This window comes from Aeromicrobium changchenzhani, assembly GCF_057586615.1.
The window spans coordinates 3479026-3503549 of the sequence record NZ_CM172480.1 but is presented as its reverse complement, the minus strand read 5'-3'; the positions used below and the strand labels follow the sequence as shown (position 1 = coordinate 3503549).

The window sequence follows — 24524 nt, the reverse complement described above, 5'->3', positions numbered from 1 at the left end:
CCTTGACATCGGTACTGGCCGCACTGAACGGCTTCGGTGTCATCGTGGCCGGGGTCACGCTCCGTTGTCGTCATTTCGACCTTATTGGTCCTTTCGGTCTTTGTGGTCGGCGCGAAGCTGTGCTGGCGTTGGCTGGATGGGCCATACTCATCGCGTGCGTCGACTCAGCCTTTCGGGACAGTTGCTGCTCTGGCAGATGGGCATCGTCGTCCTCGTTGTGTTTGCAGTCGCCGGGGTGTCTACGGCGCAGACCGATTCGTCCCTGCGCCGCGAGACTGAACGGCGCATGTTGTCCAGCGCGGAGACATTGTCGGGCAACGAGGTGGTCAAGCAGCACCTGCAACACCACGATCAGCCCGAAGCCGCCAAGGTCGAGGCTGAAATCCGCCGCTCGTATGCCGATGCCACCTATGTGATTGTCATGGATGCCAGCGGCGAGCTCAGCAGCGCCACTGTCCCGCTACCGGATGGTTTGGGGCTTCCGGTCGGTGTCGGCACGACATTGTCGGGACAGATCTGGACCGGAACGGTCGAACGGTATGGCCGTCGAACCGTTGAGGCTCACGTTCCGGTGCTCTCGGCGGATCCGCAGCATCTGGGTGAGCGGATCGGATATGTTTTGGTCGGCCGGAACTATCCATCATGGTGGCAAGTGTTGGGCACAGCAGCACCCAGTGTGCTCCTGTATCTGCTCCTCGCCGGTGTGCTGGGTGTTGCCGGATCACTGATCCTTGCGCGCCGGGTCAAGCGACAGACCCTTGGCCTGGAGCCACGTGAGATCAGCGCATTGGTAGAGCAACGCGAGGCGATGCTCCATGGTGTCCGGGAAGGAGTTGTGGGGGTTGACCTGCGCGGCCGGATCTCCTTCGCGAACGACGAAGCGATCCGATTGCTGGGTTTGACCGGTTCGCCGGTGGGGATGTGGGTCGCCGACGTCAGCCCGTCACCGGAACTGTCGCGCATCCTCGGCAGCGAGGACAGTCTGTCCGACGTTGTGGCGGCGGCTTCGCATCGGATCCTCGTACTGAACAGCATGCCGGTGCAGGTACGCGGGCACCGTACCGGCGCGGTCATCTCGATGCGCGATCGTACGGAGTTGCTTGATGTTCAGCGCCAGCTCGCGGACTCCCAAGACCACACCGACACGCTTCGGGCACAGGTTCATGAGTTCCAGAATCGTCTGCACGTCATTGCTGGGATGGTTGAGTTGGGCGAGCGCGCCGAATTGCTCGACTTCGTCGGCGCGCTGTCGCATGCGCTCGACAAACGGGTGGATCGAATTGCGCAGCAGATCCATGACCCTGCCGTCGCGGCGCTGCTCGTCGCCAAGGCGGTCCGAGCAGATGAACTGACCATCGACCTCGTGCTCACCGAGAACGCTGGCTTGGAATCGCATTCGGCCCGCCTTTCGGCCGATCTGGTCACTGTTATCGGCAATCTTGTCGACAACGCCTTTGATGCACTTGGCTCATCTGACGGGTCGGTGGTCATTGATATTCGTGATGACGGCCGCAGGGTGAGGGTGGAGGTGGCTGACACCGGTGCCGGCATTGAGTCCGAGGCAATTCCCCGGGTATTCGAGCCAGGCTGGACGAGCAAGACCAGCCGCTCGGGGCGAGAGCACGGTTGGGGGCTGGCGCTGACCCGCATGGCTTGTCAGCGCCACGGTGGCGACGTGACGATCAGCAGCGATGGAAACACGCGGTTGATCGCGGTCTTGCAGATCGGGAATGCCGGGTCCGACCATGATTCGGCTACGGGTGGAAGTGCGGCGGTGGAATATGAGTCATGATCGAGATTGCCGCGTATTGATCGTCGACGACGACTTCATGGTCGCCCGGATTCATCGGGGGTTCGTCGAGCGTATGGGTGGGTTCGTTGTGGCCGGCGAGGCACATACCGCCGAAGCAGCGTTGAGCGCAGCACGCCGACTGCTTCCCGACGTCATCTTGTTGGACGTCTACCTGCCCGATATGACCGGGCTCGAAGCGTTAGCGCAGCTTCGCCGTGACACGGCCGCCCAGATCGATGTCATCGTCGTGACCGCCGCACGCGATGCGGAGACGGTTTCGGCAAGTCTTCGTCTGGGCGCGCGGCACTATCTAATAAAACCGTTCGGTTACAACGACCTGTACGAGCGGCTCAAACAGGTGCGTGATGTGCGACTGCATCTGGACTCGGTTCCGTCGCGTGACCTGGGGCAGGTCGATATTGATCGGGTCTTTGGCGCTCTGCCCGGTGCCAAATTGGATCGGCGAAGCCTTCCCAAGGGTCTGTCGAATGTCACGATGTCATCGGTTGTTGCGATGCTGAAGGAATCCGAGGTTGACTATTCAGCGACATCGTTGGCTGCGGCCATTGGCATGTCGCGCGTCAGCGTTCGGCGCTATCTAGATTTCCTCGTACGAATCGGTTGGGTGCGACTCGATCCAAAGTACGGCGAAGTAGGAAGGCCAGAGAACCGTTATCGCTGGGTGCATGGGTGAGAGTGGGCCTTGTTCGGCTAACAACAATCAGGCCTGGAATCTCCGCAACCGGAGACTGTTGGTCACGACAAATACCGAGCTGAATGCCATGGCGGCCCCGGCGATCAGTGGGTTGAGGAAGCCGGAAGCCGCCAGCGGAATCGCTGCAATGTTGTAGGCAAACGCCCAGAACAGGTTGCCTTGGATGGTCTTTAGTGTGGACCGGGAGAGCCGGACTGCGTCGACGGCGGTCGCGAGGTCGCCCTTGACCAGCGTCAGATCGGAGGCTTCGATTGCGACATCGGTGCCGGTTCCCATCGCGATGCCTAGATCGGCGGCTGCGAGCGCTGCGGCGTCGTTGATGCCGTCGCCGACCATTGCGACGACCTTGCCTTCGGCACGAAGCTTGATGATCATGGCGAGTTTGTCGGCTGGCGTCACCTCGGCGAACACCTGCTCGATGCCAACTTCGGCCGCCACCGCGTGAGCGACGGTCGAGTTGTCGCCAGTGAGCAGGATCGGCTCGAGGCCGAGTCCGCGCAGATCCATGACCGCTTTCGCTGAGGTTGGCTTGACCGTGTCGGTAATCGCAATAGTGCCGGCGGATACCCCGTCGATCGTGACCGCGACGGTGGTTCCGTCCTCGGCGGTGGTCACCGCTTCGGCGGCCGCTCGACCGACTGTGACGGTGTGGCTATCGACGATCCCCTGCACACCACTGCCGGTCGTACTGCTGAAATCAGACACCGGGGCCACCGAGCCGAGTAGGTCCCGTGCGTGGGTGGTGATGGCCCGTGCGATCGGATGTTCAGAGGCGTTCTCGACCGCCGCCGCAGCGGCCAGAAGCTGGTCGGCGGTGAATCCTTCGTGTGCTGTGACAGCGCTGACGGTCATGTGACCGGATGTGATCGTGCCGGTCTTGTCGAGCACGATCGTGTCGATCTTCTTGGTTGATTCGAGTACCTGCGGACCCTTGATCAGGATTCCCAGCTGCGCGCCGCGGCCAGTGCCAACCATCAGCGCAGTCGGTGTCGCCAGACCCAAGGCACACGGGCAGGCGATGATGAGTACGGCGACTGCGGCGGTGAACGCATCCACGACCGGATTGCCCAGCACGATCCAGGTGCCGAGTGTTGCGGCCGCTATCACAATGACGGCGGGCACGAACCACGTCGAGATACGGTCGGCGAGACGCTGAACGTCCGCCTTACCTTCCTGGGCCTGTGCGACGAGACGCGCCATTTGTGCCAGCTGGGTGTCGGCGCCAACGGCGGTCGCACGTACGAGCAACCGTCCCGTCTGGTTGACGGTCGCGCCGGTCACGGTGTCGCCCGGTATCGCCTCGACTGGCATGGATTCGCCGGTCAGCATCGACTCATTGATCGAGGAATGGCCCGAGATGACAAGCCCATCGGTCGCGATCGTCTCGCCGGGTCGGACAACGAATTCGTCGTCGACAACCAGGCTTTCGACGGGGATCGCCTGCTCGGTTCCATCGCGTACGACGGTCACCTGCTTCGCGCCCAGATCCATCAGTGCGCGAAGGGCTGCGCCGGATTGATGTTTGGCTCTGGCCTCGAGGTAATTTCCGGTGAGGATGAACACCGTTACGACGGCTGCCGTCTCGAGGTAGATTTCGTGCGCTCCGGAGCCTTGCGCGAACCATTCGAATTGCATCGTCATGCCGATCATTCCGGCATCGCCGATGAACAGCGCCCACAGCGACCAAAGGTAGGCCGCACTGACGCCGATACTGATTAGCGTGTCCATCGTGACTGCGCCGTGCCGTGCATTGACCCAGGTAGAAGCGTGGAATGGCCATGCGCCCCATGTCACGACTGGGGTCGCGAGCAGGAGCGCAATCCACTGCCAATAGTCGAACTGGAGTGCCGGAACCATCGATAGAACCGCAACGGGGAGCGCCAGCGCGGCGGAGATCACCACGCGGCGCAACAGCGCGGTGGCATCAGTCGGCGCACCTTCGGTGCTTTCTCGTGTGGCTGAATAGCCAGTCTTTTCGACCGTTGCGATCAGGTCGTCGACATCCACACCTTCGGTGGTGTGGACGGTGGCCTTCTCGGTCGCATAGTTGACGCTCGCGGAGACCCCATCCATTTTGTTGAGTTTCTTCTCAACGCGCATGGCACACGATGCGCAGGTCATGCCACCGACGTCGAGTTTGATCGTTTGGGTGGTCTGGCCATCGTGCAGCTGCGTGGTCATACGACCGGCAGCTCGCCCGGCCGGGCCAGCGCATAGCCAGCCTCGTCGATTGCCTCGGCGATCTGATCATCGGTGGCATTGCCGGTCACGGTGACGGTCGAGATGCCACCGGCGACGAGCAAGATGTCGACGGTCTCGATGCCCTCGAGTTCGCTGAGTTCGGACCGAACTGCTCCGACGCAGTGCTCACAGGTCATTCCGGAAACGTTGTAGGTGGTCATAAGTTGTCCTTTCAGGAACGTACTAGTCGGGCGATCGCGGCGGATGCTTCAGCAACCTTTTCGGCGGCCTCGGGACCACCCTTGCGAGCCGCGTCCACGACGCAATGGGAGAGATGTTCATCGAGTAATTTGAGCGCAACCGCTTCGAGCGCCTTGGTGGTCGCGGCAACCTGGGTCAGCACGTCGATGCAGTACACATCGCCCTCGACCATGCGCTCAATGCCACGGACCTGTCCTTCGATCCGTTTGAGTCGCTTGAGCACTGCGACCTTGTCGTCGCTGTAGCCCGGAGTTCCAGTCATACGTTATGTGTACCCCCTAGGGGTATGAAAAGCAATCCCCCGCATACAGTCGACCCATGAGTGAGATTTCGGGCTTAGATGGCGTCCTCGAAGTTAATTATGTGGAGACGACGGCCGATCGCGTCGTCGTGTCCTGGCCGGTCACCGAGAAACATTTGCAACCATTCGGGCTGCCGCACGGTGGCGCCTACTGTGCGGTGCACGAATCAACCGCCAGCATTGCTGCCTTCCTCTGGTTAGCCGGCAAAGGTGTCGCGGTTGGGTCGAACAATTCAACTGACTTCCTGCGCCAGGGTGCGCTCGGCGATGTCATGACGACGACCGCGACCCCGATCCATCGCGGTCGTTCGCAGCAACTATGGCACGTCGATACCGTTAATCAGGACGGCAAGTTGATGGCACAGGGTCAGGTGCGGCTCGCCAACCTTGAGCAGGAGGTTCCGCCGGAGGCTCTGGCGCGTTTCGCCACGCGGTAGGCTGGAGGCAAATCGGTACGCGACTGGCGTTGAGGTGGGTGACCACCAGGGAGCGACCGACCAATGACAGCGGGACCGTACGCCTGGGCCCTCACGTTGCACTGTTCACAACAGCCGACGAGAGGTATGACCGCGTGACCACGATGACGACTATGACCAACAATGCCCCTGCCCCCACGAACAAAATTGCCGATCACGATATGAAGGTGCTCCTACTGGAGAACATTCACGTCGATGGCACTGATTTCTTGCGCAGCAAGGGATATCAGGTTGAGACTGCCGATCGTGCGCTTACCGAGGACGACTTGATCGCGGCGCTCGAGGGCGTCCATGTTCTTGGCGTACGTTCGGGCACGAATGTCACCGACCGGGTGCTTGAGAACGCTCCCGACCTGCTCGCCGTCGGCGCGTTCTGCATCGGAACCAACCAGATCGATCTGGCCTCGGCCGCCAAGCGCGGCGTCGCGGTCTTCAATGCGCCGTTCTCCAACACGCGCAGTGTCGTCGAACTCGCGATCGCCGAGATCATCTCGTTGGCGCGCCGTCTGCACGAGAAGAACACCGACATGCATGCCGGCATCTGGAACAAGTCGGCCTCCGGCAGCCACGAGATCCGCGGCCGCAATATCGGCATCGTCGGTTACGGCAATATTGGCAGCCAACTCTCGGTTATCGCGGAGGCGCTCGGCCTCAAGGTCTACTTCTTCGACATTGACGATAAATTGGCGCTCGGCAACGCGACCCGTTGCTCGACCCTTGAAGCGTTGCTCGAGGTTTCCGATGTGGTCACGTTGCACGTCGACGGTCGACCGGGCAATGCGGGCCTGTTCGGTGACGCCGAGATGTGTCGTATGCGGCCGCGTTCACTGTTCATCAACCTGTCGCGTGGCATCGCCGTTGATACTGCCGCACTCCGTAAGCACATCGAATCGGGCCACATTGCCGGTGCCGCGCTCGACGTTTTCCCGATTGAGCCCAAGAAGCAGGGCGAGGCATTCGACTCCGAGGTCCGCGGGCTGCCCAACGTCATCCTGACACCGCATGTCGGTGGTTCGACCGAGGAAGCCCAAGAGGATATCGGCCGCTTCGTGGCGTCGAAGCTCTACAACTACGTCGCCAATGGCGGCACGTCGTTAAGCGTTAACCTGCCCGAGATCAACCTGCCCGCAGATGCGACTAGGCATCGCCTCGTGCACGTTCACCGCAATGCACCGGGCGTCCTTGCGACGATCAATGGCATCCTCGGTGAGCACAAGGTCAATATCGAGGCGCAGTCGTTGTCGACCAAGGGCGAGAATGGTTATGTCATCACCGACCTCGGTGAGCCCGTGGCGATCGAGGTGCTGACCGCGCTCAACGATCTGCCTGAGACGGTCAGGTTGCGCCAGCTCTCCTGACCAACCCCGTGAGTCCGACGTTTCGGCCCTATTTTCAGCGACTTTGGGGCCGAAACGTCGGACCCAGCGGGTTTTAAAGACAAGCTCTCCTGATTGTTGCGGTTCTTACCGTTATTAATCATCTTTTTTTAGTCGGTAAGAGCGGGCCGCATACGGTCACTAACTGGGCACCCTACGAAAGGTGCTCATCATGAATACAGCAATGAAGACCGGAACCTCGCCGAGGCTCAAGGCGGTCGCACTGATTGCTTCCGCGCTGATCGCTACTACCGGACTGGCCGCGTGCGGGTCCGACGATTCCTCAGCTGCCGGACAAAACTCCTCGACCGCACAATCGCACGACAATGCGGTGACACCCGCAGGTGTGCGCAATACTTCGCAAGTGGCTCTGTACGACGCGATGCGCTCGCTGTGGTCGCAACACATGGAGTGGACCTACGCCGCGATCGCGGCTGCCGCAGCAGGCTCGAAGGGTTTTGACGCGACCGCAGCACGCCTCATGAAGAATCAAGACGACATCGGCAATGCGATCAAGACCTACTACGGCGACGACGCTGGTGCGGCGCTGACGAAACTGCTCAAGGAGCACATCGCCGATGCAGTCGCGGTTGTGACCGCAGCCAAGGCCGGCGACGATGCTGCCTTCAAGGCGGCCGCAACGAAGACCTACGCCAACGCTGACGCGATCGCAGACTTCCTCGCTAAGGCGAACCCGGACAACTGGAAGCAGGCCGAGATGCGCTCGATGATGAAGGGCCACATCGACCAGACCGTTGTCTATGCCAGCGATCAGATCAAAGGAAAGTACGCCGACAGCATCACGGCCTATGAAATCGCCGAGAAGCACATGATCGACATGGCCGACATGCTCAGTGCCGGCATCATTGCGGCCTTCCCGAAGAAGTTCGCGGCCTGAAGAGTAGCGCCTGAGTTGTGGGGTGCTCCTGACCAATCGTCGGGTAAGCACCCCGCAACTAAAGTTTATTTGCAAAACGGCGTAAGACTGGCGCAAACGGTGATACTAACTAAACATGAGGATTGATCTCGCCGTTTATCGACCGAAGCAAGATTCTCGTGTTCACGGCGAGACGTTTGGGCGCGAGTCGTGATGATGTCGCCGCTTGAACGGGTCCAAGAAATAGATTCGGCGGGGCTCGATGCGCATCAGGTGCCGATGCTTGAAGCGGCCAACATCGAATGGATCGGGCCGCTGTCAGGGTCTGGTGCTGAGCATGATGCGGCGGTGCAACGGCTGCACGAATTGATGCTGCGCGCCGCTCGACACCAGATATCGCGAATGTATATGACATTGCCGGAGATCGGCGCGGTCCGTTGGGACGAAATCATTCACCAGGCTGCTGACGAGGCGACCGTTGCCGCGTTAGGCAAGCTGGCGACGTTCGAGGGCCGAAGCCGCTTCACGACCTGGGCTTACAAATTTGGAGTTTTGCATGCAACTGTCGAAGTGCGACGCAATATGTGGCGGCATCGTGAGGTGCCACTTGAACAGCTCCCGGACCCGCCGTCGTCGGGCAGTTCGCCGGAGCAGTATGTCGAGGGCACTGAGTTTGTGACTGCAGTGTCGGAGGCTCTTGACGACGTGTTGACCCCGCATCAACGGCGCGTCGTGGTCGCGTTGCTGGTGGACAACGTTCCGGTCGATGTGCTCGCGGATCGTCTGAATTCGACACGAAACGCGCTGTACAAGACGCTCCATGATGCGCGACGACGGCTGCGCGTCCATCTGAGCTCGAGCGGATTACTCGCTACAACGACTTCACAGGAGGTGAAATGATGAAAACATCTTCGCGACCTTTGACCGAAGCGACAGCACGGCTGTTGATTTTGGACACCGATCCGTGGTTGTCATGCGATGACTGTTTTCGGTTGATCGACCAGTATGTCGAACTTCTTGCGGCCGGGGCGTCGGTTTCGATGCCGACGATGCAAGCTCATCTGCTTGGCTGCTCGGCCTGTCTCGAAGAAGCACAGACCTTGGCTGTCCTAGTGTCCGTCGATAGTGGAATCGAGCCCGAACCGATCTTGGCTCGTTTGACCGCCGGGTGACGCTTAACGTCATTATTTGGGTGGTCACTCGTGGCGATGCATCGAGAGGAATGCCTCCGGATGCGGTCGATCGAGTCCGCCCTCATCGATCCAGGCTGCAGAGGAAGCATGCGCGCGGTTGATCAGCTCGTCGGCGTGACCGAAGTCGATCGCTGACACCGCAAGCGGGCAGATCGGCGGCAGAACATTGAGATCGATGCGAGTGGCGTAGTAGGCAACATCGGTGATCAGCCGCTGTTGAATGAGCAGCGTCACCGCGTGCATGGCAACGCCTAACGCACTTTTTGGTGGCTCAGCGAGTGCACAGGAGTATCCGGTCGGGAGGACGAATACCCGATCGGCGCCGGCGTCGACGGCCACCGAGATCGCAGCGTTGTCGGCAAGACCGCCGTCCACGAGCGACATGTCGTCTCGCTGGACGGGTGACAACAAGCCCGGTATCGCGGTGCTGCCGAGAATCGCATCGGTGGCATCGCCCTTCGATAGCACCACTTCTTTCCCTGACAGCAGATCGGTTGTGACGACGTGAAACTCAATCGGAGCATCTTGGAGATCAGAAAAATCAAGATTGTGCTCAATCATCTTGCGCAGTCCGCGGCTGGAGAACAGAGAGCGCTGGCGGCCGAGGAGCGCCAAGGTATGCCGGATCGGATCCACCGGAAACAGATCAGTCCGCCGCGCCGAGCGCCAGGTGGCGGCGAGTCCGGACAAACTCTCATCGGACATGCCGTGACTAGCGATATAGGCCGCGTTGAGGGCTCCGGCCGAGGTGCCGACCAATAGGTCAGCGACGATGCCGCGTTCCTGCAGCGCCTGCAACATGCCGACTTGGACGGCGCCCAGACTTCCGCCACCAGAGAGCACGAATGCGGTTCGTTGTTTCATCAGAACACCGGACTTAGTTCTAAAAAATAGATATCTACATGATAGTAGCGCGCTCCAAGGCCGTCAACGTTTCGGCGCACCCAGCCTCAAGTTTCAGGTCGGCAAGATCATCGCCGCGCGTCGCACCACGGTTGACGATCACAATGGGGATGGCGCGTTTGCGCGCCTGTCGTACGAATCGCAATCCCGACATGACCTGCAGTGACGAGCCGAGAACAACGAGCGACTCCGCCATGTCGACGAGATCGACGCAGCGGGCGACCCGATCCTTTGGCACGTTTTCACCGAAGAACACGACATCGGGCTTGAGTATCCCGCCGCAACGGTCGCAGTCAGCGACGTGAAAGTCGGCGGTGTCCTCCAACTCAGCATCGCCATCGGGCGCGAAACTGACGGCGCGTTCGGTATGGCCGGGATTCAGTCGACTCAAACGGTCTTGCAGCGCCGAACGCGTGGTGCTTGCCCCGCAGTCGAGACAGGTGACCTGGTCAAGGCGGCCGTGCAGGTCGATCACGCCACGATGGCCGGCGTAGCCATGCAGGCCATCGACGTTCTGCGTGATCAGGCCGCTCAGCCGACCTGCCGACTGCAGCCGTACGAGGGCACGATGGGCGGCATTGGGTTGAGCGGAGGTCATTCGTTGCCAGCCGATGTGGGCGCGTGCCCAATAGCGTTGCCGAGCCGCCGGGCCGGAGCGGAAATCCTGAAATGTCATCGGCAGCCGGGCTGGCGAGTTGGGTCCGCGGTAGTCGGGAATGCCCGAGTCGGTCGAGATGCCGGCGCCGGTCAGCACCAGCATCGTGTGGTCGGCGAGGAGCGACCTGAACGGGCCGGGGCCATTGTCAATTGTCGGCAAGAGCGATCACCGCCCCGATCGTCGCCAGGTTGCGGGCCGTCGCCGGAACCTCGAGTGCGCGCAGCACCGAGGCAGTCTTCATTGCGGGTTTGCCGGCACCGCCAGCATGGAAGATGTGGAGTTCACGGCCGATGACCTGCCAAGCGTCGCGGCCGGTAGCAAAGGTCTGTGCCTTGGTGACTGCATCGGCCGTCGGTGGCGTGAGCAGGAACGATATATAGGCGCGTTTGGGTTGGCCGGCGACATCATTGGCGTCAAAGGGGTAGGTAGCGAGCGCGTCGCGCACCTCCGTTGGCGTGCGCGAGATCGACTCGCGGAAGAATCCGTAGCGCGCCTCGATCGCATGCTCCAGCGCCCGATCGAAATCAGTCGGATCGCCCGGCGGTACGCATACAGCATTGCCCGACTGTATGTAGGTCTGGACATCGGTCGCGCCGAGGCTCGTCATGAGCTCACGGAGTTCGGCCATCGGCAGTTTCGCGCCGCCGACATTGACTGCCCGCAACCAGATGATTCGCTTCGTCCCCATACGTCACTGGTTTACCACGGTCCCCCGGAGAGTTGGATCTGCGCACGGCATACTTGCTGCGTCCAGATGAGGTTTGCCGGGGGACCGTGGTAAACCCGTCATTCGTCGATCGGCGTGATCGTGCTCGGGATGATCATGATCGCCGCGAGCAGGAAGACCCCGGCGATGGCACCCGCGACATACACACTGTGGATCGCCGGTTCGAGGATCATGCGCGACACGTGCTGGAGATCGTCGGCCTTTGCGCCGAGCCGGCGCGTGACGACACCGTTGGCAATCGCACCGAAAGCCGCGACGCCGACTGCGCTGCCCACCGAACGGGCGAACTGATTGGCCCCGGTTACAACGCCGCGCTGCCGCCAACTTACCGCCGATTGGGCCGCGACGAGGGTCGGTGCGGCAATGAAGCCGAGGCCGGTGCCGATCACGAAACAGGCGCCAGACAGGTGATAGACCGTGCTGTCGCCGTCCACAGTCAGCAAGATCGCCAGCCCCATAATGACTCCGGCGGCCCCCATGTAGGCGGTGTTGCGGAAGCCGATACGAAGATAGAAGTAACCAGATATGGCGGACGCTATCGGCCAGCCAATCGATAAGGTTGCGACTGCTAAGCCAGCGACGAGTTTGCCCCGGCCGAGCACAACCTGCACGTACAACGGGACGTATGATGTCAGGCCGATTACCAGCACACCCACAATGAGACTCGCCGCCGAACTGCCATTGAGAATACGGTGCCGGAACACCCATGGCGGCAAGATTGGCTCTTTCGCATGGCGCTCAACTAGGGCGAACAGGACCAAGAGCACGGCACCGCCGGCCAAAGTAGTGATGCTGAGCCCGGAGTTCCACGCCCACTGGACTCCACCCTCGAGCAGGCCGAGGATCAACAAGGAGCAGCCGGTTGTCAGCAACACCGCACCGAGGTAGTCGATGCTGTGCTTCCTACGGGTGACCTTTTCGTCGAATTTGCGGATCAACATATATGCCGCAGCGGCGCCGATCGGAACGTTGACGAAGAAGATCCAGCGCCAAGACAGGTAGTCGGAGAACACCCCGCCGAGGGTTGGGCCGATCACCGAGGCCATACCCCACACGCTGGCGACATAGCCTTGGACGCGAGCGCGCTCGGCCACCGAGTAGATGTCGCCGATGATCGTCATCGCAATGGGGTTGACCGCTCCGGCACCAAGGCCCTGCAACGCGCGGAAAGCGATCAATGAGCCCATGCTCCAGGCCGCGCCGCACAGAATCGAGCCGGTCAGGAACAGCGCGACGCCAAGCAACATCATCGGTTTGCGCCCGACCATATCGGCGAACTTGCCGTAGATCGGTACCGAGACGGCCTGCGCGAGCAAGTAGATCGAGAACAGCCAGGGGAACTGCGAGAAGCCGCCGAGATCCTTGACCACCGACGGCACTGCGGTGGCGAGGATTGTCGCGTCGATCGCAACAAGGCCCACGCACAGCATCACGGCGACCAGAATCGGGCCGCGCTCCGAGCGGAAACCCACGGCCGATTGCGGTGAGCTCTCGGTGGTCATTGTTCAGTCACAACCGGTTTTATCCCGCAACCATTCCCACCCGTTGCCAGTTTCCCACGATAACCCCGGTTCCTGTCACTCCTAACAGGTTGCAACCTGTCATAAGCGTCAGCTTTCGGGGTTATCGTGGGAAACCTCAATCAGAGGCGGGCGGCAAGCTCGGTCGCTTGTTTGATCGCGCGTTTGGCGTCGAGTTCGGCGGCAACGTCGGCACCACCGATGACGTGTATGGATTTGCCCGCGGCCTCGAGCGGATCGATCAGCTCACGCATTGATTCCTGCCCCGTGCACAGCACGATCGTGTCGACCGCCAGGACCTCGACCGATTCGTTGTCCTGCCCGGCATTGCGAGTGATGTGCAGACCCTCGTCGTCAATCCGGTTGTAGGAAACACCGGGAACCATGACGACGCCCGAATCCTTGAGCGTTGCGCGATGGACCCACCCGGTGGTCTTGCCGAGCCCCTTGCCGAGCGACGTCGTCTTGCGCTGCAGCAGCGTGACCTCACGACGCGGGGGTGCCTTGACCTTGGTGCCAAGTCCACCTCGTTCAACCGACGGATCGACGATGCCCCAACGCTCCATCCAGTCCTCGACCGACTCATTCGAATCGTGCAGCAGGAACTCGCTGACATCGAAGCCGATACCGCCAGCGCCCAGCACGGCGACGCGCTTGCCGACCGCTGCCTTGCCCTTGATGACGTCGGCATACGACACCACTGATGGGTGCTCGACGCCTTCGATTGACGGTATGCGCGGAGTGACGCCGGTCGCGATGACGATCTCGTCGAAGCCATCGAGATCGGCCGCGGCGGCGCGGCGACCGAGGTGCAACTTGACGCCCGTCGTCTCGATTCGCCGGCTGTAATAACGCAGCGTTTCAGCAAACTCTTCCTTGCCAGGAATCTTCATCGCGAGGCGAAATTGTCCGCCGATCTCCTGGTCGCCCTCGAACAACTCGACGTTGTGACCACGCCCGGCGAGCTCAGTGGCCGCCGCGAGTCCGGCTGGCCCAGCCCCGACGACAGCGATCTTCTTGGCCGCGCGGGTCGGCAGCAGTACGAGAGTGGTCTCGTGCCCGGCCCGCGGGTTGACCAGGCAGGAAGCGCGCTTGTTTTGGAAGGTGTGATCGAGGCAGGCCTGATTGCAGGCGATGCACGTGTTGATCAGATCGGCTTCGCCAGCAGCGGCCTTGTTGACCCATTCGGGGTCGGCGAGCAGCGGGCGCGCCATCGAGATCAGATCGGCTTCGCCGCGTGCGAGGATGCCCTCGGCAACATCTGGCATGTTGATTCGGTTGGATGCCATGACCGGGATGTTGACCTCGGGCCGCAGCTTGCCGGTGACCCAGCTGAACGCGGCACGCGGCACCGAGGTGACGATCGTGGGTATGCGCGCCTCGTGCCAACCGATGCCAGTGTTGATGATCGAGGCACCGGCCGACTCGACCTGTTTGGCCAGTTGGACGGTTTCATCCCAGCTCTGTGCATCGTCGACGAGATCGAGCAGACTCAACCGATAGAGGATCAAGAAATCGTCGCCGACCGCGACGCGAACGCGGTCGACGATTTCGGTCGGGAAGCGCATCCGGTTATCGGCATTGCCGCCCCATCGGTCGGTGCGGTCATTCGTGCGGGCGGTGACGAACTGGTTGATCAAATAGCCCTCGGAGCCCATGATCTCAACACCGTCGTAGCCAGCCCGTTGGGCAAGTTTGGCGGCACGGGCAAAATCATCAATGCAACGGTCAACTTCTTTCGTCGACATAGCCTTGGGTTTGCCGAGCGGGGTGATCGGACTCGGGATCGTGGAAGCGCCGCGCTTGAAGGGGTGATAGCCATAACGGCCGGCGTGCAGGATCTGCATCGCAATCTTGCCGTCGTGTTCGTGGACCGCATCGGTGATCTCACGGTGTTTGTCGGCGACCCGCTTGGAGGCCATCAACGAGCCCGCCGGCAATAGCCAGCCGTGCCAATTGGGGGCGAATCCGCCGGTGATCGATAGTGCAACGCCGCCCTTGGCCCGCTCGGCGAAGTAGGCAGCCAGCTCACTGATGTGTTTGCTTCGGTCCTCCATGCCGGTATGCATCGAGCCCATGATCACGCGATTGCGCAGGGTTTGGCTGCCGACCTGGAGCGGGGAGAGTAGGCGTGGGTATTCGGTCATGTCATTCACCCTCTGTCATGGCCGCGGCGGCCTCGGCTTGAATCTGTTCGAACTGGGCGCCCATGGCCTGGGCAAGGGCATTTGCAGCCGACAACGGGCGCACCATCACGGTGAATTCGCTGATCTTGCCGGCTGCGTTTACCCTGATGAAATCGCAGCCGTTGAGGCTTATCCCGTTGACCATCGTGTCGAAGATCAGCGCCGAGTTGTCACCATCTGCGATGTCGTACGTATAACGAAAATCGGTGAACACGCGACCGACGCCGCGCAGGATCGCGTGGACGATGGGTCGGCCGACATACGGCTTGAACGCCACCGGACTGCGGAAGATGACGTCGTCGGCGAGTAGATCGCCGATCGACTCGAAATCGCCAGCCTCGACGGCTGCACGGAACTCTTTCATGCTTACTCCTGGACGGATGATGTGATGGGGCGTGTGGTGGGATGGTCGGGTGATCTCGAAAAATGCGGCCCGGTTTTTGGTCCTTGCGGGCATCTTCAATGTGGTGATCTGGCCGCGCTTCGCGAAGGCTGTCGTCGATGACGATCGAGCTTGGGCGGGCCGGCACTGGCACAGTGACCCGACCGCGTTCTTCTGGGTGCATGCGGTGTTGATCACGGTTGCGGTGCTGATCGGTCTCGGCGTGCTGGTGGTGGGCGTCACAGCTCATCGGTCCACCGCCGCGCTCAAGTAGGCAAGAATTTCATCGCACCAATCGATGCCACCCTGCTCGGCGCGAATTCCGCCACGCAGCACGAGATAGGCACCGGTGTGCTGATCGGGGATGGCGGTCGGATCGGGGAAATTCTTGGCGGTGTCCGCGAGGTAGAAGTCGAGTTGCGCCTGGTGGTTGGCACGCCGGCGGCGCACGTCCTCGAGCACGGCATCGTGGTCACCGAACTGCATACCGCGCACCTTGACCGCGAATTCGCTACGCAACGCTTCGGGCGGTGTTGGCTCGGTGGTCCAGCGGTGCAGCTCTTCGCGGCCCTGGCCGGTGATTGAGTAGAGCTTCTTATCTGGGCGCCCGATCTGCTCGACGAGATTGGACTCGACCCATTTATCGCCCTCCATGCGTGCAAGGACTTTATAGATCTGCTGATGACTGGCATTCCAGAAGTGCCCGATCGACAGATCAAATCGACGTGCCAAGTCATATCCCGACGCCGACTTCTCGGCGAGGGACACCAAGATCGCATGTTCGAGGGCCACGGAAGGTGACTTTACTATGCAATTAGTTGCACAGCAAGGAGTTGCATTATGGACTCTGATGGGCGTGGTCATAACCGCCGCTCATGCTCGCTTAGGATTACGCCATGACGTCACGCCTTTTTCGACTGAGCAGCATCGCTGCCGTCGCCATTTTTGCTCTTGCCGCAGGTTGCTCCCCGCAGCCGACTGACAATAGCGCCGCCACCGCCGACGCTTCGCTGACTCTTGCTCAGTGCGCGCCGGACAAGTTGCCCCTGCTGACCAAGAACGTCCTGACTGCAGCGACCGACGACCCCGCCTACGATCCGTGGTTCAAGGACGGCAAGCCGAGCAATGGCCAGGGCTTCGAAAGCGCCGTGACGTATGCGATTGCCAACCGGTTGGGCTTCGCCAAGACCGATGTGAAGTGGGTCAAGGCTGGCTTTAACCAGGCGATCCAGCCGGGCAAGAAAAAATTCGATTTTGACGTGAACCAGTTCTCGATTACCGCTGCCCGTAAGAAGGCGGTCGACTTCTCGAGTCCCTATTACTCCGCCGCGCAGGCAGTCATCACGTTGAAGGGCTCGAAATACGCCTCGGCCGGAAGCCTGGCCGAACTTAAGGGTGCACGCTTAGGGGCTCAGATTGCGACGACGTCGTTGGAGGCGATCACGCAGATCGATCCCAGCACTAAGCCGCTCATCTATGACGACACGACCAAGGCTGCTCAGTCCTTACAGAACAAGCAGGTCGACGCGATCGTGGCCGATCTGCCGACCGCCTATTATCTCACCGGAGCCGAGATCACCGGCGGCACAATTGTCGGTCAGTTCCAGCCCGAGACCGGGGAGTCCGAACAGTTCGGCCTGTTGCTGTCCAAGGGCAGCAAACTCACCCCATGCCTCGATCTCGCGATCAAGTCGCTGACCAAGGACGGCAGTCTTGCCGCGCTCCAGAAGCAATGGCTTTCCGAGGCGACGAGTGTGCCTGAGCTGAAGTGAGTCACATTCCGAGCGAGCTGGCGAAATCGCGAGCTCGTTATCGTCGTCGACGCGCGCAGATGCGCGGATCCATCGCCGCGATCTCAACGATCGTCGTGCTGGGACTACTCGTCTTCGCGATGATGCAATCCCCGGGCTGGCCGCGGGTGCGTCAAACCTACTTCAACTGGGACGACGTCAAGCGGACCTTCCCAAGCATTTGGGATGCGTTCGGCCTCAATATCCGGCTGTTCATGGTGGCTGAGGTCTTCATCCTCGTGATTGCGGTAGCTGTGGCGATCATTCGCGTCGTACCGTCGCCGGCGCTCGCGCCAATCAAACTCTTGGTGACCATTTATACCGATGCGTTCCGCGGAACGCCGACGCTGTTGGTGGTACTTCTCGTGGGTTTTGGGGTGCCCGCCCTTGAACTCACTGGGACTCCCACCAGCCTGTTCTGGCTGGGCACAATCGCACTCACGCTCAGCTATGGAGCGTATGTTTCCGAGGTCATCCGTGCCGGCATCATGTCGGTTCATCCGACCCAGTGGGCTAGCGGACGGGCCTTGGGCCTGACCTACGGGCAGACGATGCGCACGATTGTCTTGCCGCAGGCGATCCGGCGGGTGGCGCCACCGCTCCTTAACGACTTCGTGTCTTTGCAGAAAGACACCGCGCTCGTGTCGACGATCGGATTGGTCGAGGCATTACGACAAGCTCAGGTCTATTCGGGCCGGGATTTCATCTTCACGCCGATCGTCGTCGCTGCGGTGTTCTTCATCGTCGTGACGATTCCGCTCGCACGATTGACCGATTGGCTGACGATCAGATCGCTTCGCCGCGAGAACGGGGTGTGATCCCATGTTGACAATCACCGGACTGCATAAGTCTTTCGGCCGCCATCATGTCCTCAGAGGTATTGATCTAACCGTCGTCCCGGGCGAGGTCGTATGCCTGATCGGTGCGTCTGGCTCAGGCAAGTCAACGTTGCTCAAATGCATTAATTTGCTCGAACCAGTCGATGACGGCGTGATTTACCTCGACGACCGAGACATCACTGATCCTAAGGTCGACAGCGATGTGGTTCGGCGCGAGATCGGCATCGTGTTCCAGGCCTACAACTTGTTCCCGCATCTGTCGGTGCTGCACAACATCACGCTGGCGCCGACGCGGGTGGGTGGGCTATCGCGCAAGGCGGCCACGGCCAGTGCGCATGAGCTGCTTGTTCGGGTTGGCCTAGATGAGAAAGCAAAGGCTTATCCCGATTCCCTGTCCGGTGGTCAACAGCAACGGGTCGCAATCGTTCGGGCGCTTGCGCTCAAGCCACGGTTGTTGCTGCTCGATGAGGTGACGTCGGCACTCGACCCCATGTTGGTTGGCGAGGTGCTCGATGTCATTCGTGAGGTGAAATCCGATGGCGTCGCGGTAATGATGGCAACGCATGAGATGGCTTTTGCTCGTGAAGTAGCTGATCGGGTGGCATTCATGGCGGATGGTCAGATTGTTGAGATCGGCACCCCGGAGGCCATTCTCGGGTCGCCCGCCGACCCACGTACACAAAAGTTCCTCAGTCGCTGGCTCCGCTGAGTAACCTACGTGGCATGGATGATCCCCAGATCGGGCTCGAAGCGGCTGCGTTCGATTATTTCGCCGGCGGTGCGGGCGATGAGATCACCCTGCGAGACAACGCTGCCGCTTGGGACCGGTATGCGCTGCGGCCGCGTGTTCTTGTCGACGTCAGCAAACGTGATCCGGCCGTACGGCTGCTTGGGGTCGACCGGCCGCATCCGATCATCGTTGCGCCGATGGCATATCAGCGGCACGCACATGCAGGTGGTGAAATCGCGATGGCACGTGCGGCTGCTGCGACCGATTCGATTATGGTGCTGTCCTCGCAATCCACGACGAGCCCGGCCGATATTGTTGCCGCGGCGCCTGGCGGCAACCGCTGGTTCCAGTTGTATGTGTACAAGGACCGCCAGATCTCATATGACCTCGTTGCAGCAGCGAAGGACAACGGCTACGAAGCGCTCGTCATCACCGTCGATTTTCCGGTCGCGGGCTGGCGTGAACGTGGAACAGATTTCATGGTCACGTATCCGGTCGCAGCCGGCATGGGGCGTGATTCGGTTGAGATCAGCAACCTCTTCGCCCAGCACGACGCCTCGCTGACCTGGGATGACATCGCCGGATTCGCTTCCTTGAGTGGGCTACCGGTGATCCTCAAGGGCATCCTGCGGCCGGGCGATGCCGCTCGTGCGATCGATGTTGGCGCGGCGGGAATCATTGTTTCGAATCACGGTGGCCGTCAACTTGATACGGTCCTGGCCGGTGCCGATGCGCTGGGCCCGATTGTCGAAACGGTCGCGGGGCGGATCGATGTGCTCGTCGACGGTGGCATCAGCCGTGGCTGGCAGGTTGCGAAAGCTTTGGCGCTCGGCGCCGATGCCGTTCTTGTTGGCCGCCATCTGCTGTGGGGCTTGGTCGACGACGGCCAGGCCGGTGCCGAAACAGCGTTGCGTCAAGTGCTCGACGAATTCGACAACACCCTGGCATTGCTCGGCTGCCCCGACGCCCGAGCACTCGATGCGTCGTATGTGCAGCCGGCGCCGTGGCGCTGAGTCAGACCGTCTTGACGATGTAGACGTCGCACGGTGCATTGTGCGACACCGAGTTCGCCACACTGCCGAGCAGCCGCGTCATCCCCTGCATCCGCTTATTGCCGACGACGATCAGGCGCGCATTGAGTCGCTTAGCCTCCTCGATCAAGGCTTCGGCCGGCTTGCCGTACAGCGGACTGCTCTCGATATTGGGCGTGATTTCGCGCAACTCATCGGCAGCACGGTTGGCGACCGCCTCGGCGCCGTCAGCTGAGGTGATGACCCAAACGTCGTGGCCAACCTGGACGCGATCGACCTCAGATTTGTCGAATGCTGTCAGGATGTGCAGCCTCGCGCCGGTGCTGGCCGCGAGTTCGGCTGCCCTGCGGGCTGCGACGAGTGAGGTATCGGTACCGTCGACGCCGACGAGAATGACATTTGCCATGGTGATCTCCCTACCTACATGAACACTTTCATGCAGCCTAACGGCAAATCGCGGGTCAGCGGTGAGTCAGGGACTGGTCGTCGCTGATTATGCGGGATTGGGATCGAAGGTCGGATCCCACAGGCTGCGATGTACGAACTCCTGGTAGCCGCCGACGCGCTCGACTACAGCGGTCAGATCACGGGTCTGTGCCGCCCATTCGGCCGGCCACCGATCGGCGTCCTGCCAGAACTCCTCGGCAGCTGAATCGATCGCGCGCTTGAGCCGGCCACCAAAGATCAACAGCACGATCCTGCCAAGCCCGCGCGCGCTGATCTTGAGGCGCCCGGTCGCCTTCCACTCACTGGCGGAGTTCTTCGTCGTGGCAATCGCCGTGCCGCAGAATCGGTTGGCTCGTCCATTAGCCTCAAGCAGCCGGCCACCGCGACGCTCCAATGTGGTGAAGTCAACCATCGCCTGACCGCTACCAGTCCCGCCGATCAGCCAGGCGAGACAACCGGGAACGCCCTGCTTGCGAATCAGCTCGGTGAGATCGATAGTCCCATCGACGTTGATCGTCGGCAGTCGTCCATGCTGCAGGTCGGCGTCGACGCTCCAGATCTCGGTTTCATCGGTCACGCTCAGTTTGATCTGTTGCCCGTCATCGGCGTGCGTGGTCAGGACCAGTCGTTGCGGCGGACGGTCTGGTTCGTGGCTGTCGATCAGAACCGCATAGCGAGCGCCTGGACTACGGTGTTCACCGCCGAGGAGCCGCAATTTGGGAACGACCTCGTGCGACAAAGGATTGATCAGCGCACCGGCTGGATCGAAATTAAGGTGCTCCCATTCGGCACGAAAGGCCGGAATGAGTTCGATGACCTGCCGCAGATCGAGGCGTCGGAGTCGCCCGGAAGTCTTTGCTCTCATGCCGATTCGTCGAGCTCCGTGACGGTCGACTGGGGCTGTACCGATTGGGGCTGTACCGATTGGGTCCGTGCGATGGTCTGCTTGATGACACGGATTATGAGTTCGGGATCATCGACCATTGGGACGTGGCCACAGTCAGGGAGCGTGACGTGATTGGCTTCGGGCAGTCGAGTACGTGCAGTGTTGGCTTGCTTCGGATTGAGGATCCGGTCCTTGTCGCCCCAGGCAATCGTCGTAGGTATGGTCGACTGGCCGTGAAACGCGTACGTCGGGATGTTGATCATCGTCCGCTCGAAGGCCTTGGAATTGTGCAAGGCCTTCGCATCGCCGAAGTAGTCTTCTCGCCCAAATCGATCCGGGTTGGCGTAGAGCGACCAGCCAGTCAGCCTGCGTGCGATCGAGAAGCCAAGCAGCCGATGCAGGATTGACAGCGATAGTAGGGCACCCGCACGGATCGGAATCAGTGCGAAGGCGGCTCGGATTCGGCCAGGCCAACCGAAGAATCCCGCGGGGCTGAGTGCAGTGACGGACGCGACGAGATCTCGTGCGGCGAGTTCGAGTGCGATGGCGCCGCCGAGCGAATTGCCGACGACATGGGGTCGTTCGATGCCCCAGCGGGCAAAGTTGGCGGTTATGTCGGCACAGGCGTTGTCCATGTCATACGCGACGCCTTTGGGATAAGCCGGAGATTCACCGAAGCCAGCAAGATCGACGGCGATCACGTCGTATGACTCGGCGAGCCGTTCGAATACCGGGTTCCAAGCCTGTCGTCGGTGGCCAATGCCATGGAGAAGGACGACGGTCTCGCCGGCGCCTTTGCGCGTGATGACCAGTTCGGACAATGGCATGGTTAAGCACCTTCAGATACGGGGCAGTGATAATCTCGCAATGAGCGTACCGGCGGTATGTGGCACGCATCATAGAGGGATCGTTACAGTAACACTGTTACGATCACCGTGTGTCAAATGAACCCACGAAGAAATCCACCGGACCATTAAGCGGCGTGCGCGTCGTCGAGCTTGTCGGCATCGGCCCTGGGCCGTTCGCCGCGATGATGCTCGCCGATCTTGGCGCGGACGTCATCCGCGTTGATCGGCCCGGCGGCAATGCCCTCCAAACGGCGCAGTCCGACAAAGACATCCTGAGCCGCGGGCGCCCGTCGACTGCGATCAATATCAAAGATCCGCGCGGCGTCGAACTGGTTCTTGAGCTCGTTGAGCAGGCCGATGTGCTGATCGAGGGCTTCCGTCCCGGTGTGACTGAACGCCTTGGTTTGGGACCGGATGTCTGTTTCGCGCGCAATCCGCGACTCGTATACGGCCGGATGACCGGCTGGGGTCAGGATGGGCCGCTCGCCAAGAGCGCGGGCCACGACATCAATTACATCTCTATTGCCGGTGCTTTGGGCGCGATCGGTCGCGCCGGGGGGCCGCCACAGATTCCACTCAACCTCGTCGGTGATTTCGGCGGCGGGTCGCTTTATCTGATTGCTGGTGTCTTGGCCGCAGTGATTGAGGCGCGGACCTCGGGTAAGGGCCAGGTCGTCGATGCGGCGATTGTCGATGGCGCCGCACATCTGATGTCGATGATGGTTTCGATGCAACAGACCGGCTCATGGAACGACGACCGCGGCACCAATCTGCTCGACTCCGGTGCCCCGTTCTACGACGTGTATGCCACGTCCGATGGCAAGTACATGTCGGTCGGCGGACTCGAACCGCAGTTCTATGCGGCCATGGAAGCCGGGCTCGGTATTGCCGACCTTCCGGACCGCTATGACTTCGCCGAGTGGCCGGTGTTGCGTGCTCGATTGGCTGAAGCATTCGCGCAGAAGACACAGGCTGAATGGACTGAAATCTTCACTGGCACCGACGCCTGCGTTGCGCCGATCTTGTCGATCTCGGAAGCGCCGACCCATCCACACAATGTCGCGCGCGGAACGTTCGTCGAGAAGGACGGTCTCGTCCAGCCGGCACCCGCACCGAGGTTCTCGCGCACTACCGCAAATCTGACCACCCCGCCGGAGGCCGCCGGCGCAAGCACAATCGACGCGCTCACGGCCTGGGGCATCACCGATATTGACCAGCTAATAACCGACGGCGTCGCCGTCCAAAAAGACTGAGGATCACCATGCAGCGCAACATTTTTGACGCCGATCACGAGTCCTTCCGCGATACCGTACGTACGTTCTGCGAGAAGGAAATCGCGCCCAATCACAAGGAGTGGGAAGCAGCGGGGATAGTTCCGCGTGAGCTTTGGAAGAAGGCCGGCGACCTTGGCTTGCTCGGTTTCATGATGCCCGAGGAATTTGGCGGTGGCGGAGTCGATGACTACCGTTACAACACGGTGCTCCAAGAGGAAATCACCCGGATCGGCGCGAGCGGCGTCGGTTTTGTGATCCACACTGATCTCGTATCGGCCTATCTGCTGTCGTATGCCAACGACGAGCAGAAGGCGCGTTGGTTCCCCCGTTTCTGCACCGGCGAGATGATTTCAGCGATCGCGATGACCGAGCCTGGCACCGGGTCGGATCTGCAGTCGATCCAGACCTCGGCGGTCCGCGAAGGCGATGAATGGGTCATCAACGGGGGCAAGACGTTCATCACCAATGGCGTCAACGCCGACTTCGTCATTGTTGTGTGTAAGACCGATCCCGATGCGGGTGCGATGGGATTCTCGCTGATCGTGATCGAGCGTGGCGCCGAAGGCTTCGAACGCGGCCGAAATCTCGACAAGATCGGGCTCAAGGCACAGGACACCGCCGAGTTGTCCTTCGATAACGTCCGCGTGCCGGCGAGCAACCTGCTTGGCGAGCAAGGCCAAGGTTTCATCTACCTGATGGAGAAGTTGCCGCAGGAGCGACTCGCTATCTCCGTTGTTGCTGCGGCTGCGTGCCGCCGGGTTATCGATCTGACACTTGAATACGTCAAGGAACGCAAGGCCTTCGGTAGGCCGATCGGGTCATTCCAGAACTCGCGCTTCGTGCTCGCCGAACTCGAGACCGAGCAACAGATCGCTCAGGTGTTCGTCGATCGCTCGATCACCGAACTCAACGCCAAGACCTTGTCGGTCTCCGATGCGGCGATGGGCAAATGGTGGACCACCGAATTGCAGAAGAAGACCGTCGATAAGTGTCTTCAGCTCCATGGTGGGTATGGCTACATGAGCGAATATCCGATCGCGCAGGCGTACATCGACACCCGGATCCAGACGATCTATGGCGGCACGACCGAGATCATGAAGGAGATCATCGGTCGTTCGATGGGCCTGTGAT

The 24524-nt window shown here is 61.0% G+C and carries 27 protein-coding genes and 1 riboswitch; of the genes, 14 read left to right on the top strand and 13 right to left on the bottom strand.

From position 1 onward, the window contains the following. The first annotated feature begins 154 nt into the window (after window positions 1–154). Both AC2YB9_RS17595 and AC2YB9_RS17590 read left to right on the top strand, forming a co-directional pair. Window positions 155–1792 carry a sensor histidine kinase gene (locus AC2YB9_RS17595; RefSeq protein WP_487266664.1) on the top strand — a complete coding sequence of 546 codons (1638 nt, stop codon included), beginning with the start codon at window positions 155–157 and terminating at the stop codon, window positions 1790–1792. Further along, window positions 1782–2486: a response regulator gene (locus AC2YB9_RS17590; protein WP_487266663.1), complete on the top strand. Its 705-nt coding sequence runs from the start codon at window positions 1782–1784 to the stop codon at window positions 2484–2486. The genes AC2YB9_RS17595 and AC2YB9_RS17590 overlap by 11 nt, the downstream gene beginning before the upstream one ends. A 27-nt stretch (window positions 2487–2513) precedes the next feature. Here the strand turns inward: AC2YB9_RS17590 and AC2YB9_RS17585 are convergent, their stop codons facing one another. From AC2YB9_RS17585 to AC2YB9_RS17575, 3 genes are read right to left on the bottom strand one after another with little or no spacing between them, the layout of a single operon-like run. Next, entirely contained in the window at window positions 2514–4688 is a 2175-nt protein-coding gene (locus AC2YB9_RS17585; RefSeq protein ID WP_487266662.1) for a heavy metal translocating P-type ATPase, read from the bottom strand. Continuing rightward, window positions 4685–4909 carry a heavy-metal-associated domain-containing protein gene (locus AC2YB9_RS17580; RefSeq protein ID WP_487266661.1) on the bottom strand — a complete coding sequence of 75 codons (225 nt, stop codon included), beginning with the start codon at window positions 4907–4909 and terminating at the stop codon, window positions 4685–4687. Before AC2YB9_RS17580 ends, AC2YB9_RS17585 begins: the two co-directional genes overlap by 4 nt. Before the next feature lie 11 nt (window positions 4910–4920). Beyond that, window positions 4921–5211: a metal-sensitive transcriptional regulator gene (locus AC2YB9_RS17575; RefSeq protein ID WP_487266660.1), complete on the bottom strand. Its 291-nt coding sequence runs from the start codon at window positions 5209–5211 to the stop codon at window positions 4921–4923. A 56-nt stretch (window positions 5212–5267) separates the two neighbouring features. Here AC2YB9_RS17575 and AC2YB9_RS17570 point away from each other — a divergent pair, with 56 nt between their 5' ends. The 5 genes from AC2YB9_RS17570 to AC2YB9_RS17550 all read left to right on the top strand — a co-directional run bounded on the left by AC2YB9_RS17570 (window position 5268) and on the right by AC2YB9_RS17550 (window position 9151). Continuing rightward, the gene (locus tag AC2YB9_RS17570; protein ID WP_487266659.1) at window positions 5268–5687 is read left to right on the top strand and encodes a PaaI family thioesterase; all 420 of its coding nucleotides are present in this window, start codon (window positions 5268–5270) and stop codon (window positions 5685–5687) included. A gap of 9 nt (window positions 5688–5696) precedes the next feature. Then, window positions 5697–5783: riboswitch (ZMP/ZTP riboswitch) on the top strand. Between the two features lie 56 nt (window positions 5784–5839). Further along, the gene (gene serA, locus AC2YB9_RS17565) at window positions 5840–7084 is read left to right on the top strand and encodes a phosphoglycerate dehydrogenase (protein ID WP_487266658.1); all 1245 of its coding nucleotides are present in this window, start codon (window positions 5840–5842) and stop codon (window positions 7082–7084) included. 190 nt (window positions 7085–7274) lie between these two features. Continuing rightward, window positions 7275–8000, top strand: coding sequence for a hypothetical protein (locus AC2YB9_RS17560; protein WP_487266657.1), 726 nt, complete (start codon window positions 7275–7277; stop codon window positions 7998–8000). Between the two features lie 192 nt (window positions 8001–8192). Beyond that, window positions 8193–8879 (top strand): RNA polymerase sigma factor, encoded by a 687-nt coding sequence (locus AC2YB9_RS17555; RefSeq protein WP_487268640.1) that lies wholly within the window; start codon window positions 8193–8195, stop codon window positions 8877–8879. Further along, complete coding sequence (locus AC2YB9_RS17550) at window positions 8876–9151, top strand: hypothetical protein (protein WP_487266656.1); 276 nt, start codon at window positions 8876–8878, stop codon at window positions 9149–9151. The genes AC2YB9_RS17555 and AC2YB9_RS17550 overlap by 4 nt, the downstream gene beginning before the upstream one ends. Window positions 9152–9175: 24 nt before the next feature. Here AC2YB9_RS17550 and AC2YB9_RS17545 read toward each other — a convergent pair whose 3' ends face one another. The 6 genes from AC2YB9_RS17545 to AC2YB9_RS17520 all read right to left on the bottom strand — a co-directional run bounded on the left by AC2YB9_RS17545 (window position 9176) and on the right by AC2YB9_RS17520 (window position 15530). Further along, window positions 9176–10036, bottom strand: a complete 861-nt coding sequence (locus tag AC2YB9_RS17545; RefSeq protein ID WP_487266655.1) for a patatin-like phospholipase family protein — start codon at window positions 10034–10036, stop codon at window positions 9176–9178. A 34-nt stretch (window positions 10037–10070) separates the two neighbouring features. Then, on the bottom strand, window positions 10071–10892 hold the full coding sequence (locus AC2YB9_RS17540) for an NAD-dependent protein deacetylase (RefSeq protein WP_487266654.1): 822 nt from the start codon (window positions 10890–10892) through the stop codon (window positions 10071–10073). Next, the gene (locus tag AC2YB9_RS17535) at window positions 10879–11421 is read right to left on the bottom strand and encodes a DUF1697 domain-containing protein (RefSeq protein WP_487266653.1); all 543 of its coding nucleotides are present in this window, start codon (window positions 11419–11421) and stop codon (window positions 10879–10881) included. The genes AC2YB9_RS17540 and AC2YB9_RS17535 overlap by 14 nt, the downstream gene beginning before the upstream one ends. Window positions 11422–11519: 98 nt before the next feature. Continuing rightward, the gene (locus AC2YB9_RS17530) at window positions 11520–12962 is read right to left on the bottom strand and encodes an MDR family MFS transporter (RefSeq protein ID WP_487266652.1); all 1443 of its coding nucleotides are present in this window, start codon (window positions 12960–12962) and stop codon (window positions 11520–11522) included. Between the two features lie 140 nt (window positions 12963–13102). Beyond that, complete coding sequence (locus tag AC2YB9_RS17525; RefSeq protein WP_487266651.1) at window positions 13103–15127, bottom strand: oxidoreductase; 2025 nt, start codon at window positions 15125–15127, stop codon at window positions 13103–13105. Between the two features lies 1 nt (window position 15128). Continuing rightward, on the bottom strand, window positions 15129–15530 hold the full coding sequence (locus tag AC2YB9_RS17520) for a nuclear transport factor 2 family protein (protein ID WP_487266650.1): 402 nt from the start codon (window positions 15528–15530) through the stop codon (window positions 15129–15131). A 49-nt stretch (window positions 15531–15579) separates the two neighbouring features. On the opposite strand from AC2YB9_RS17520, the gene AC2YB9_RS17515 reads away from it, so the two are divergent. Beyond that, window positions 15580–15822 carry an SCO4848 family membrane protein gene (locus tag AC2YB9_RS17515; RefSeq protein ID WP_487266649.1) on the top strand — a complete coding sequence of 81 codons (243 nt, stop codon included), beginning with the start codon at window positions 15580–15582 and terminating at the stop codon, window positions 15820–15822. Here AC2YB9_RS17515 and AC2YB9_RS17510 read toward each other — a convergent pair. Beyond that, window positions 15795–16340, bottom strand: a complete 546-nt coding sequence (locus AC2YB9_RS17510; protein WP_487266648.1) for a PadR family transcriptional regulator — start codon at window positions 16338–16340, stop codon at window positions 15795–15797. The genes AC2YB9_RS17515 and AC2YB9_RS17510 overlap by 28 nt on opposite strands. A 104-nt stretch (window positions 16341–16444) precedes the next feature. Between AC2YB9_RS17510 and AC2YB9_RS17505 the strand changes: the two genes are divergently transcribed. The 4 genes from AC2YB9_RS17505 to AC2YB9_RS17490 are packed head-to-tail and all read left to right on the top strand — an operon-like array spanning window position 16445 to window position 19920. Beyond that, window positions 16445–17320: an ABC transporter substrate-binding protein gene (locus AC2YB9_RS17505; protein ID WP_487266647.1), complete on the top strand. Its 876-nt coding sequence runs from the start codon at window positions 16445–16447 to the stop codon at window positions 17318–17320. 59 nt (window positions 17321–17379) lie between these two features. Then, window positions 17380–18156 (top strand): amino acid ABC transporter permease, encoded by a 777-nt coding sequence (locus AC2YB9_RS17500; RefSeq protein ID WP_487266646.1) that lies wholly within the window; start codon window positions 17380–17382, stop codon window positions 18154–18156. Between the two features lie 4 nt (window positions 18157–18160). Further along, on the top strand, window positions 18161–18886 hold the full coding sequence (locus tag AC2YB9_RS17495) for an amino acid ABC transporter ATP-binding protein (protein WP_487266645.1): 726 nt from the start codon (window positions 18161–18163) through the stop codon (window positions 18884–18886). A gap of 14 nt (window positions 18887–18900) precedes the next feature. Continuing rightward, window positions 18901–19920: an alpha-hydroxy acid oxidase gene (locus AC2YB9_RS17490; protein WP_487266644.1), complete on the top strand. Its 1020-nt coding sequence runs from the start codon at window positions 18901–18903 to the stop codon at window positions 19918–19920. A gap of 1 nt (window position 19921) precedes the next feature. On the opposite strand, the gene AC2YB9_RS17485 is transcribed toward AC2YB9_RS17490, so the two are convergent. The 3 genes from AC2YB9_RS17485 to AC2YB9_RS17475 form a co-directional block, all read right to left on the bottom strand. Continuing rightward, window positions 19922–20344, bottom strand: a complete 423-nt coding sequence (locus AC2YB9_RS17485; protein ID WP_487266643.1) for a universal stress protein — start codon at window positions 20342–20344, stop codon at window positions 19922–19924. Window positions 20345–20431: 87 nt separating this feature from the next. Then, window positions 20432–21250, bottom strand: a complete 819-nt coding sequence (locus AC2YB9_RS17480) for a hypothetical protein (RefSeq protein WP_487266642.1) — start codon at window positions 21248–21250, stop codon at window positions 20432–20434. Next, on the bottom strand, window positions 21247–22098 hold the full coding sequence (locus AC2YB9_RS17475; RefSeq protein WP_487266641.1) for an alpha/beta fold hydrolase: 852 nt from the start codon (window positions 22096–22098) through the stop codon (window positions 21247–21249). The genes AC2YB9_RS17480 and AC2YB9_RS17475 overlap by 4 nt, the downstream gene beginning before the upstream one ends. A gap of 110 nt (window positions 22099–22208) precedes the next feature. On the opposite strand from AC2YB9_RS17475, the gene AC2YB9_RS17470 reads away from it, so the two are divergent. Then, the gene (locus AC2YB9_RS17470; RefSeq protein WP_487266640.1) at window positions 22209–23372 is read left to right on the top strand and encodes a CaiB/BaiF CoA transferase family protein; all 1164 of its coding nucleotides are present in this window, start codon (window positions 22209–22211) and stop codon (window positions 23370–23372) included. A gap of 8 nt (window positions 23373–23380) precedes the next feature. Next, entirely contained in the window at window positions 23381–24523 is a 1143-nt protein-coding gene (locus AC2YB9_RS17465) for an acyl-CoA dehydrogenase family protein (protein ID WP_487266639.1), read from the top strand. Window position 24524: the final 1 nt, after the last annotated feature.